We start from the raw sequence: 10,564 nt of genomic DNA, 5'->3' as shown, positions 1-10,564 counted from the left end.
GCATTCCACAGCAGAACCCCGCCTTATACCCATTTACACACAGAGTTATCCACAATTTTACGTTGCAATAACGTATGAGCGGCTATTCAGGTACGGATTTTCACAGTCGCGCTTTCCATTTACTTAGTTGATTTTCACCAGACCACCTTTAATCGTGAGTACCCCACCGCCATCTACCGTTTGCGCTGAGCTGGCTTTGTTGGTCAGCGTGGCTCTCGCTTCATTATTAATCGTGGTTGCCTTCTGGGTTAGCCCCGCTTTGGCTTCGCTGACGATATTGGTAGCATCCAGTTTCAGGTCCCTCACCGCGCAGGCTTTAAAATCGACCCCGCTTTTCAGCGTGAGCGACTGACTGCTTTCAAGCGTTAATGTGCCGGTGACCTTTATTGCCAGGTTACCATCTACATTTAAGGTGTAGTCACCATTCACTTTCGTCAGGTCATTACCGTCAACGGTATGTTGCTGGTCGCCCTTCACCCTGACGCTACGTTTGTCGTTGACCTCAGCGTGTCGCTTCCCTTCTTTATTATTACCGTGCGATTGCCCTTGTTAACGATCACTTTCTCATCGTCTAGAAGAGCGATCGTTTTTGACGTTAACGGTCTGGTCGCGGCCAATCGCCGTCGTGCTGTCGTTTAACACGTTCAGATGGAAATCTCTCTGCGCCTGCATCGCCAGCAACCCAGCGTCTTTTTTGTCATCGAAGCGCAGTTCGTAAAAACCTGTTTCGCTTTTAGTTTTAATGCCAGACTGGGTCTGTTTCGCCGGAAGCGAATACGGCAGGGCATTTGCGCCGGTATGCACGCAGCCAGTAATGAGCGGCTTATCCGGGCCGCCGTCGATAAAGCTCACCACCACCGATGCGTGGAATAAACTGCGCGCCAAAACCGTTGCCGCTCCAGGCGGTGGCGACCCGCAGCCAGCAGGAGCAGGTTTCGTCGTTTTTACCTTCTCTGTCCCACGGGAACTGCACCTTCACTCGCCCGAGTTTATCGGTCCAGATCGCCTCGCCGCTTTTGCCGACTACCTGCGCCGTTTGGGTGTGCATAAACGGTTTTGGCGTGCTGCTCTGAGGGCAATACGGCGTGTTTTTTAGGATGGCGGTGAAGCGGTTGCGATAGCGCTCACCGTCGTATTCATGGCTGACGGCGGTAATGAGCCAGTCAATGTTTAGAGATTTGTCATCATGATCGGTGAGCGTAAACCAGTGCCCGGCGGCCAGCGCCGCGCAGTCGCTTTCACCGACCAGCCGTTTCGCCTGCGCCTTCAGGGCGTTACCCTTCCCCGCCGTCAGCAAATGCAGCTTTGCCGAACGAATGGTTCCGGTTTCCCGCTTACTGCTCTGCGCTGCCTGGTACTGGACCTTTTTCTCACCTGGATTGGCGGGAAGGCGCTGTTATCATCTGACAGCACCAGCGTGAGCTTGACTTTCTGATGGGTAAAGAACCAGAAAATCCCCTCCTGCTCCAGCAGTCGCGAAACAAAATTAAAGCCGCTTTCGTTGTATTGCAGGTAGTATTCGCGCTTCTCTGGTTTGGTTCAGACACAAAAAAAGACGTCCGTTGACGTCTATTGATGTTCCGATGGTGCGAAGGCCGGACTCGAATTTCACACCCAATAGACTGATATCAATGTAGTTTATAATTAGGAATAAGTAATTATACCCGCACTTGTACCCACAAGTTAAAATCCGTACAAAAAGCAGACATTGAAAGTGGGTATAAAGCCATATCAGTAGAACACCAATATGGCTATCGAAGCAAGATTCAGGCAGGCAGGAACGTTTTCTTCAGAGGCACCAAAAGTTTGGTCTCGATATCGACTTGCTCATAGTTCTCAATAAGCGCACGGACGAGATCATCAAGTGTCCAGAGCGTCAGTGGTATCGTCGAACGGTCGGCTTCATATCGAGCATCTTTCGTAAAACCCCCTGTACTGACATAAAGCCCGCGATCGTCTTTATGGCGACCGCCGATAAAGCTGCGTATCTGTTGGCTTCCCATCTGTTCCCTGCGGTGCTTTACCTCAACGATAATACGTGGATTTTCAAAGCCGAATCCATCAGGTGAAGCAATGATATCTTTACCCCGATCGGCTCCCGCTGGTGACACCTGCGTTTTATAGCCCATACTGCGTAAAACTCCGGCAACCAGATTTTGCATCTCGTCCCAATCAAGAGAGTTGATGCGGTCTTTGATACCCTCGAACGCCAGCATTTCCATATCGCGGAGCGGATCAGAAACGACCTCATCTTCATCTATCACAATTGGATTCTGAGTAATTACATCTGCAGTGGGTTTCTTATCCTGCAAAAGCTCTTCTAGAGCATATTCTGGAAGCTGGAAAACCGTCAGCGTGGAGCCCAATGTGTTTTTGGTAGCAACAGACAATCGATCGCGATCGATTTCTTCAGTATTCCATTTAACCTGTCGAGCGATTCCCATCCCCTCTTCTACCCATTCAGGGTGGTACTGGAAATCAGATGTAACCTTACCTAGCAGATAAGTACGATTGGCTGGCGAATAAGTAATAACCCAATCACCCTTTTGGATCTCATTCACAAAACGCCAGACCTGCGATGCACCAGAACGCGCAGTTCCCAGCTTTGTTAAGGGATCTGCCTCCTGGTATAAGGCGAGCAACTGGGCTCGGGACAGGCCGGGTTTGACTAATGGAGCCAGCTGAGACCAACCGATGCCTACAATTTGCTTATCGCGAAAATCGTCATAGAGCTTGCCGCCGTCACCGCGAATCATCCACATTCTGTTGCCCATACCCGTCCCTTCATGAGGAAAAGAAATTAAGCTGGATCATAAGCTTGTTCGCCGCATGCGTCAAAACCATCAACAACGACGGCCCAGCATTCCCGGATTGTACTTGCGATAATGTGCCCAGTTAAAATTACAGCTTCAATTGGCATGATATTTCGTCCATATAAGTAAAAGCACCAACCAGCATCGGCAGGTGCTTTTTGGAATGAGTAAATAAGTAAGGAAAGCTGCAGTGTGAATCAGGAAGGCTATTCCCGATGTTCAACGTGCCGCGCTAATACGATTTCTTTTCAATAAACCAGTTGCCTGTCGCGCCCGCAGAATATCGACTGCCCGCAGATATGGGGACTGTTCTTGCCAGTTGAATCCCCTGCGATCAATACGAACCAGCCCGTACTTTTCCACCAGAAAATTAACGGCATCGGCCAAAGATATACCGGCATCGATATGTTCCTGAATTACCGTTTCATCACTGAATGGTGTGTCGTTGAGTGTCAGGCCATAATGCTGTTCCAGCAGGCGTGCAATCAGCATTTGCCAGACTGCCACAGGCGACAGACATAGCGTCGCCGCCTGCGGAGTTGTTGCAGGTAAAGTTTTCATATTTGCTCTTGTGAAAGTAGTTAACGATGAGTGGGGTAAACGGCGATGTATACGTAGCCGTAACTGCCAAGGGTATCGGCTTCACAGGTGAAACCATTGTGGTACAGGGTGACACAGTGGGCATGGCGAGGATTCATTTCACCAGTAGTCAACATCGACTCCATCTGACTGATAAAATGTGGGAATACTTCATCCAACTTCAAAGATTCTGCGTTACTGAATTCACCGGTAATGCTGGCCCGGTCAACCAGATAGTGCAGCCGGTATCCCTCCTGTACCAGACGAGCGCCAAAGCAAGGCGTCACATTACGATTCAGACCCCACTTGAGAAATGAATCGTTCTCTGAATCAGTAGATTTCATTGAAGTTCCCTCATATCCAGCCTCGCTCTGCAAACGACACAATGCCATCTGAACCGACAACCAGATGATCGAGTATGTTCACATCAACCAGTGCCAGGGATTCTTTAAGCCTGCCCATAATGTTGCGATCGCATTGGCTGGGCTCCGGATCACCGGATGGATGGTTATGCGCCAGCACGACAGCTGCAGCATTGAAGCGAAGCGCTGACTTCACTACCTCTCGAGGATGGACCTGGACATGGTTAACCGAACCGGCAAATAGCGTTTCACTCTCCAGTAAACGGTGCTGGTTATCGAGATAGAGCACCATAAACACTTCCCGTTCTTGTCCTGCCAGCTGTAACCGAAGCCAGTCACGGGCAGCAGTACTAGAGGTAAAGGATATACCGGGCTGGCGCAGATATTTATCCAGCAGGTTGATGGCACGACGAATGGTGCGTTGGGCATAGGTGGTTAATCCGGAGGTCGCGGGGAGCAAACAACCATGCTGGGCCATAATCGCCAGTGGAAAGAGTTCAGGCTGAGATGACAGCGGGGATAATGCGATATTCATGTTCGGTATCCCTCAGTCGATTAGATGCATAATGGCGCTGCACTCTGGATGGTTCAACGCGAAGTCTCGTAAGCGATAATAGTGCTCAGTCATCGCGTCACATTCGGTACGGCAGGCGTGATGGCTGTATGCCATCAGGCAGGCGACTATACCTGCCGCTTCTCCAGTAAGTTCCGCGCCATTGCCATTCATGCTGTTGAACAATGCCCATTTCTCATCGTGCTCTGACTCAGGAGCCATAAAAGCGCCGCCGTTACTGAGCGTCGAAAAGTTCCAGATGCCGCCGTGATAATCGGTACACAACCGGTCCATCCAGCCGAAGATTTGGGGCTCAAGGGTTATCCATTGTGGTATGGAGCCAAAGTGCTGCGGCCAGAAGCCGATGCATAGCTCGTCAGGGACCACCGAGGCAGTAATTGCTGCCTGCTCAGCGAACTCAGGGTTGTGTGTATCCATTAAACTATCTCCTTATGCCGGAACGGTTGTTTAACGCTCGAAAAACGCGAACATGTTTTCTGCCATTACCCACAGGGCGCGATTGAGCTTCACATCGCCATCAATACCGGTAACAGCACGGGTGCGGCTGCTTTTCCCCTGAGCTGTTCGCCCCGACAATCCACCTTTCATCAGGTTCTCCTGCACGCGCTGGTATACGGTCCACAGGTCATCGCTGTAGTCCTCCCGGCGACGTGGGGTCAGCAACTGCGATACCGTGACCGGCTGGTGGTCTTCACCAAAGCGATACTTAAGCGCGGCATTCGCCAGGGCGTTACGGGCTGGTTCTGGCAGTGCCAGTGACTGCATTGCATCGCGCTTCTCCTCCACCCGGTCAAACACACCGAGTACTTCGTAAGCCCCTTCAATCACCTTCTCGACGACATTACCTTTATGCGGGACCCGCACTTCTCCGAACGACTGACCACAGACCAGGCCGTTGGTGCAGACACCACGAAATAGTCCCGGCAGCATCTGGTAGCTTGATGAGCCGTCATGGCTGTTCAGCAAAATGATTTCCGGCACCTGATGCCCGGTCAGTTGACCGGCACGGCGCAGGCGCAGCATGTGTTTGGTGTGCTCCCGCTTACTCAGGTCACGAACCTTCGTCTGGCAGGCAAAGAACGGCTCAAAGCCTTCACGCTGCAGGCTTTCGAGGATGGTGATGGTCGGGATGTAGGTGTAACGGTCTGAACGAGATTCATGCTTGTCACTCCCGAACACGCTGGGGACATGACTCATCAGCTCTTCGTGGGTCAAAGGCCGGTCACGGCGTATCTGATTTATACGGCCAAAGCGGCTGGCTAATCGCATAGATAACTCCTTATGAAGTGGGTAAAAATATAAAAGGCCACACTTCCCGAAGGAGGTGTGGCCTGACTTTGTTTATAACGATGATGCGCTGGTTATGGTTATGCAGGGAATTTGCGGATGCCATAACGAGCGATATACCTGTTTAGCCAGTAACCGGCATCCTGCTCAAAGTTTCAGGCTCGCCAGACCATGCAACGCTCATGATGGATAACCAGACGGAATGTGTCCCCAGGTCGTCCTCTATAGCAACGTTGGAATATTGAGACGCAACCGCCTCTGCCTGCTGGCGAGTAAACGGTCCATCAGGCAATTCAGTGAGTTCAGTCATACAGGCTCTCTAAAATAAAAAGCCCCTGTGGCATTAGCGACAGGGGCTGAATCAAACAGATGGCGAATCGGCTAAGATGCCTTACCACCGACAACCGTGACTTGTACAGATCGGTAGTACTGCGGGTTGAAAACGGAAAGTGGCAGGTCAATCTGGTAACCATTACGCTCTTCTGTTGCCTTCATGATTTCGACGGAGCTAACGTTTTCCACGCATTCGTTCTCCAGTGAGGCTTCCTGAGAGCGAGTGGCATCGCTGTCGCCAAATGCAGCCACTGCCATATTCCCCATGGCCAGCGTGTTCCCCCATTTATCTTTCAGACGCAGGGAAAGTGTCAAAGGCCCGAACCCTTCACCACTTCCGCCGTTGTCCAGGCGAAACTGCCAGACGCAAACATTGCCTGGCACCCAGACCATGTCTGTGTTGCGGATACTGATGTAACGCTGTTCTTCGGCCTGAGCCGGTGACAGCAGACAAAGGCTCAGAGCGAAAACTGAGATAACGCCTTTCAGCTTCTTCATGGATTTTTCTCCTGATTCTCCGGCAGATAGAGTTTTCCCATTTCCTTGCCATCGTGCGAATACACCACCGATTTTTCACCCGTATAGCTGTCGGTTTCAATTCTGAAACTCAGAGTGATATTGTCCGCAAGGCACAGGGCTGCCATCAGTGGCTGCACCGTTTTCTGCTGCATATCAGCAATGTAGTAATAATTGCCTGACTCACATCCTTCCGGTGACTGGCGGGTTTTCATCACCGTATATTGCGGTGTACCGAAGGCATCCTTTTTTACCCATTCCTGGGCAATATCGGATTTATGCGAGACAACCTTGCTGAATGGTGGTGGAGTCAGGTCTTTAAACCTAGCTATCGCTTTCACGCCAGCATCTTCCTTGCTGTCGCAGCCAGAGGCACTCATTGCACCGATAACTGTCAGAACGGCAAGCACAGGTGGGTACAATTTCTTCATGGTGCAGATTCCTTATTATTCGTCCGTTCCGTTGCTTCAGCAGTTGCCAGTTCGTCGGCACAACTCAGCCAGACTCTGTTGGGCTACCCACTGCTGCAATTTCTGCTCTGAGGCAGAACGCTTTGCCGCTAGGGCAGCCTGCTGCTGTTTGTTGACACAGTTTTCCGGAAATGCAGCAAGCACCTGCTTGCTGTGAGGTTCATTAACCAGCTCCAACTGATACTGGGTGTCGATGATAGTGAAGTAACACCCTTTCCCCTGGTCTTCACCCTGATAGACCGATGTCAGGTCGGAATAATAACCGCTGGCAGGTTTCAGATTCAGCTTGCGCACGGTATGTGTTTTCTTGTCGGCGAGAAAATAAGCACCACCACCACGCTGACGCAGCAGAAATTGCCTAGTCCAGGGATAATTGCCGATCACACTGGCCTGATAGAGCGTATTGTTTAGCGTGTCGTTATCCATGCCATCGGCCGATTTCCAGCCATCCGCCTGCATGTACTGCCAGAATTTGACGGTACCCACGACAGTTTCGGCAGACGCCGGAAAGTTAGCGCCAGCGCAGAGACTGAAGGCCAGTGCCGTTGTGGTCAGTAATTTCTTCATCATGATTCCTTATGAGGTAAAAGACCGTCGCCGGTTCTGGCGAACAGTGAGTGAAAAACGTGAAAATGGGGAAGGGCTCTGAGTAATTCCGGTTCGGCGAGAACGTTACGAATCTGAAGGTCGGGCACGAACAGTTCCGGCTGCAAGGTAACCGCATGGATATCTTTCAGCGGAAACACTGCCACGCGATGATGATGCTCTCCAGTCAGATACCAATGCCCGCCGCAGAGTACGAGGCGGTATGGTGCAAGCCCTGAGCAACGACAACCTTCAGCCAGCAGCGTCACGCGACGATGCTCTGATATGGCCCTGACAAGGCGTGTAAATATGCCTGCCCTGGGCGGCGACAATGATTCCGATTCTGCCCATATGAGGCACGGAGACTCACCGGGCCCACTCAGCAGTGAGCTGACCATGTGGTTATCCATGTCAGGAAACAAGGCCTCCACACCTGACTGACGAGCAAAAGTCAGCACCGCCAGTTCGCGCTGATGGCTACCTGAAAGCAGACGACAGGTGCCGTCGCGATATTCCAGGTCCAGGTACATCAGTCGCTCACGAAAATCGCGGCGGAGGGTACGGAGCGATACACCAAACTCTGCGGCAAGAAGACCCATATCCAGTGTTTCGCCAGCAACAAGGCGGCTAATAATGAGGGACAGCCGAACCGCCAGCCGCTCATGGCGACGCTCAGTCTGGGACATTAGATTTTCTCCATCCTGTTAACAGGCTGAAAATTAAGTGATTAGTGTAACGAAGGGGTCGGACAGGGTATGGACATGGGAAGGCGTATTTTTTCAGTATGTGGATTTCGGCCATGATGCGGCTTTGCGCCTAATCAATAGGTTGGTTGCTCATTAATTGAGCGCGGCAAGGACAGGGAGTGTCCGCCATAAGCGGTTTGTCAGAAGAAAATCCAGTCCCAGACGGCACGGGCAACAGTCACCACTGCTTCCCGTACGGTTCGAATCACAGCCCTTACAGGCTCTGGCAGAAAAGATGATGACTCCACAGTGCCAATCATTTCATCCACTGCATTACCAAAGCGCTCGCGTGCCTGCTTTTTTACTGGCTCTGTACAGAGCCTGCCATGCAGGTGTGTCGTCAATGGGCTGGTGGCCCGGTCAGGCAGGCTATTCATCATGGTATCTACCAGAGATTCCATACCCCACCCGGTTCGTGCTGAAACCACACAAACAGGATGATGCGGCAGAAACTGCTGTTGTACGGCATTTCGCTTCGCCTTAATCGTCGACATCTGAGCCAGGGAAGGCAGGTTATCGGCAATACTCCACTGATGGCAGGGCTCGGCCTTGTCAGCCTGATTAACAACAAACAGCACCCGGCGCTGATACGCCAACATCACTTTGTGATAAAAGTGTTCATCCACTGACAGTGCCCGATCATCAGCTTTGATGACCCATAACACCAAATCCAGCTCGGGTAGGATGCGACGATACAGTGCGGTGTATTCTTCGTCACGTTGCTCGCTTTCACCAACACCAGGTAAATCAACAATCATCAGGCTGTGATTGCCATTGCGAAACCGGAAGCGCAGCACATCGCGCGTGCAGGCCGCCACATCGCTGACAGGCGTGACTTCGCCCTGGAACAGGGCATTGCAGAGAGACGATTTACCTGACCCACTTTTGCCCATAATGCCAATAACCGGCTCGTACTGTGTGAGACTACGAAGGCGTTTAAGAATAAGACTGCGAAGAGTAGGAGGCAGTGAAGCCAGAGGCTTCTCAATGGCCAGAAGGCCGTCAGTTTTTTGCATACGGAGATCTCAATGTGAAAAATAAAAAGACCCGCGATCCTGTAAAGGATGCAGGGGATTCACTGAGATAATATCTGTCTGAAATTATTTGGAGTGAATGCTATTTATCTTCTGCATATCTGGCATCGTGCCAGGCATTCATAATGATAACTTCCAGCTCTTCGTTAATTTTTCGACCATTTTTCTTTGCAAGCATATCGAGCTTTTCTTTAATGTCCTTCTGGACATAGGTGTTAATCACTTTTTTGTCAGCAATGTTTTCCCGGAATACATTCTGATTGTATGTTTTTTTCATCCGTTGAATCATCAGACGCCGAGTGTCGGGATGGGCAGGCCAGGAATACAGCACGGCCGTGAGAAACGTAACCACCTGTTGCTGTCTGATTTCAGTCATAAATGAAGGCATGTAATCGGGTTTGATATGCTCCATAACATATTTAAAAGCCCATGCACATTGTTTATGATTTTTAAGGTCAATCCATTTAAATGGTTCTGGTAACTCCCGGTTTCGCTGAATCCAGATATTTTTTAATGAAGAGAGTGTTTTGATCTTAAAAATTAACTCGACATCCCAGCTATCGAAACAGGTGTAGAGTTCTACAAGTGCATGCTGGTAGGTTTCTGGAATAACAGCAAATACGCCATGCCGAATAACCGGAGGCCGTTCACGGTAAAAATCAACCTCTAGTGGATTGATTTCCTTAGGGCCCATGGTTGAAAGTATATTCCATGCAAAATAAGCGGAGCTATAGTCCTTTACCCATTCAAAATTCGTCTCCGGGACGATACTGGATAATAACCCATTTTTCATTTCCCGTACGAACTTATTGTACTCATGGGTGTTTTTAAATTCATTATTAAGGTCTCTCAGGATCATGTCCATAACCTCCTGATTTTTATAATCAGTTATGAGGATTAGCGGAGTGCGCTCCCGGTATCCTTCGATGTTTTTCTTCATGTATTCGATATAAAACCGGCACGCTCTTTCTGTTCTGTCCGTCAGCTGTTCTTTCATAATTACATTTTCATTGATTTTGAAGTGGGTATCACTACGTAGGTTAATGCGTGTGTAATGCGTAGTCAAATGCGTTTCTTTCTGCGTCGATATCTGCGTAATGAAAAATGTAGTGAAAGTTATGTTTTATGTAATGCGTAGTGATGCGGGATTAGCTGGTTTTCGATGTAAAACAAGAGGATAAGCTGCTCACTGACCTTCGGGGAAATAAGAAGGGCTTTTCAAAGAACAGGTAGTCCGGTGACTATAAGCCCATGAAGACAAAAGA

At 50.1% G+C, this 10,564-nt stretch carries 16 protein-coding genes and 1 pseudogene; all 17 read right to left on the bottom strand.

Annotation, left to right across the window (positions count from 1 at the left end):
- Window positions 1-123 precede the first annotated feature (123 nt).
- Entirely contained in the window at window positions 124-477 is a 354-nt protein-coding gene (locus tag V6942_RS22700; protein ID WP_333501830.1) for a hypothetical protein, read from the bottom strand.
- Between the two features lie 87 nt (window positions 478-564).
- A complete protein-coding gene (locus V6942_RS22695; protein WP_223878937.1) occupies window positions 565-885 on the bottom strand; it encodes a bacteriophage T4 gp5 trimerisation domain-containing protein in 321 nt (106 codons plus the stop codon).
- Window positions 824-1,297: a type VI secretion system tip protein VgrG gene (vgrG, locus tag V6942_RS22690; protein WP_223878936.1), complete on the bottom strand. Its 474-nt coding sequence runs from the start codon at window positions 1,295-1,297 to the stop codon at window positions 824-826. The genes V6942_RS22695 and vgrG overlap by 62 nt, the downstream gene beginning before the upstream one ends.
- Window positions 1,291-1,470: a phage late control D family protein gene (locus V6942_RS22685; protein WP_258182279.1), complete on the bottom strand. Its 180-nt coding sequence runs from the start codon at window positions 1,468-1,470 to the stop codon at window positions 1,291-1,293. Before V6942_RS22685 ends, vgrG begins: the two co-directional genes overlap by 7 nt.
- A gap of 296 nt (window positions 1,471-1,766) precedes the next feature.
- A complete protein-coding gene (locus V6942_RS22680; RefSeq protein ID WP_000528271.1) occupies window positions 1,767-2,774 on the bottom strand; it encodes a restriction endonuclease in 1,008 nt (335 codons plus the stop codon).
- A gap of 258 nt (window positions 2,775-3,032) precedes the next feature.
- A complete protein-coding gene (locus V6942_RS22675; protein WP_045345951.1) occupies window positions 3,033-3,374 on the bottom strand; it encodes a TA system toxin CbtA family protein in 342 nt (113 codons plus the stop codon).
- A gap of 20 nt (window positions 3,375-3,394) precedes the next feature.
- Window positions 3,395-3,736: a type IV toxin-antitoxin system YeeU family antitoxin gene (locus V6942_RS22670; protein WP_149335454.1), complete on the bottom strand. Its 342-nt coding sequence runs from the start codon at window positions 3,734-3,736 to the stop codon at window positions 3,395-3,397.
- A gap of 10 nt (window positions 3,737-3,746) precedes the next feature.
- On the bottom strand, window positions 3,747-4,289 hold the full coding sequence (gene radC / locus V6942_RS22665; protein WP_149335455.1) for a RadC family protein: 543 nt from the start codon (window positions 4,287-4,289) through the stop codon (window positions 3,747-3,749).
- Window positions 4,290-4,301: 12 nt separating this feature from the next.
- Window positions 4,302-4,745 (bottom strand): antirestriction protein, encoded by a 444-nt coding sequence (locus tag V6942_RS22660; protein WP_149335456.1) that lies wholly within the window; start codon window positions 4,743-4,745, stop codon window positions 4,302-4,304.
- A 30-nt stretch (window positions 4,746-4,775) separates the two neighbouring features.
- The gene (locus tag V6942_RS22655; RefSeq protein WP_149335457.1) at window positions 4,776-5,597 is read right to left on the bottom strand and encodes a DUF932 domain-containing protein; all 822 of its coding nucleotides are present in this window, start codon (window positions 5,595-5,597) and stop codon (window positions 4,776-4,778) included.
- Window positions 5,598-5,695: 98 nt separating this feature from the next.
- Window positions 5,696-5,925 (bottom strand): annotated as a pseudogene (locus V6942_RS22650) (DUF905 domain-containing protein).
- 71 nt (window positions 5,926-5,996) lie between these two features.
- Window positions 5,997-6,446: an IrmA family protein gene (locus V6942_RS22645; protein ID WP_149335458.1), complete on the bottom strand. Its 450-nt coding sequence runs from the start codon at window positions 6,444-6,446 to the stop codon at window positions 5,997-5,999.
- The gene (locus V6942_RS22640; protein WP_032456931.1) at window positions 6,443-6,895 is read right to left on the bottom strand and encodes a YfjS/YafY family lipoprotein; all 453 of its coding nucleotides are present in this window, start codon (window positions 6,893-6,895) and stop codon (window positions 6,443-6,445) included. The genes V6942_RS22645 and V6942_RS22640 overlap by 4 nt, the downstream gene beginning before the upstream one ends.
- Window positions 6,896-6,931: 36 nt before the next feature.
- Window positions 6,932-7,501 (bottom strand): hypothetical protein, encoded by a 570-nt coding sequence (locus tag V6942_RS22635; RefSeq protein WP_149335466.1) that lies wholly within the window; start codon window positions 7,499-7,501, stop codon window positions 6,932-6,934.
- Window positions 7,501-8,205 carry a WYL domain-containing protein gene (locus tag V6942_RS22630; protein WP_149335459.1) on the bottom strand — a complete coding sequence of 235 codons (705 nt, stop codon included), beginning with the start codon at window positions 8,203-8,205 and terminating at the stop codon, window positions 7,501-7,503. The genes V6942_RS22635 and V6942_RS22630 overlap by 1 nt, the downstream gene beginning before the upstream one ends.
- A 200-nt stretch (window positions 8,206-8,405) precedes the next feature.
- Window positions 8,406-9,281 carry a GTPase family protein gene (locus V6942_RS22625; protein WP_149335460.1) on the bottom strand — a complete coding sequence of 292 codons (876 nt, stop codon included), beginning with the start codon at window positions 9,279-9,281 and terminating at the stop codon, window positions 8,406-8,408.
- A 100-nt stretch (window positions 9,282-9,381) separates the two neighbouring features.
- Window positions 9,382-10,296, bottom strand: a complete 915-nt coding sequence (locus tag V6942_RS22620; protein ID WP_262484089.1) for a hypothetical protein — start codon at window positions 10,294-10,296, stop codon at window positions 9,382-9,384.
- Between the last annotated feature and the right edge of the window lie 268 nt (window positions 10,297-10,564).

This window comes from Kluyvera genomosp. 2 (assembly GCF_036759865.1).
GTDB lineage: Bacteria > Pseudomonadota > Gammaproteobacteria > Enterobacterales > Enterobacteriaceae > Kluyvera > Kluyvera ascorbata_B.
Note: the sequence above shows the minus strand (reverse complement) of the source record. Positions and strands in the feature narration are given on the sequence as shown.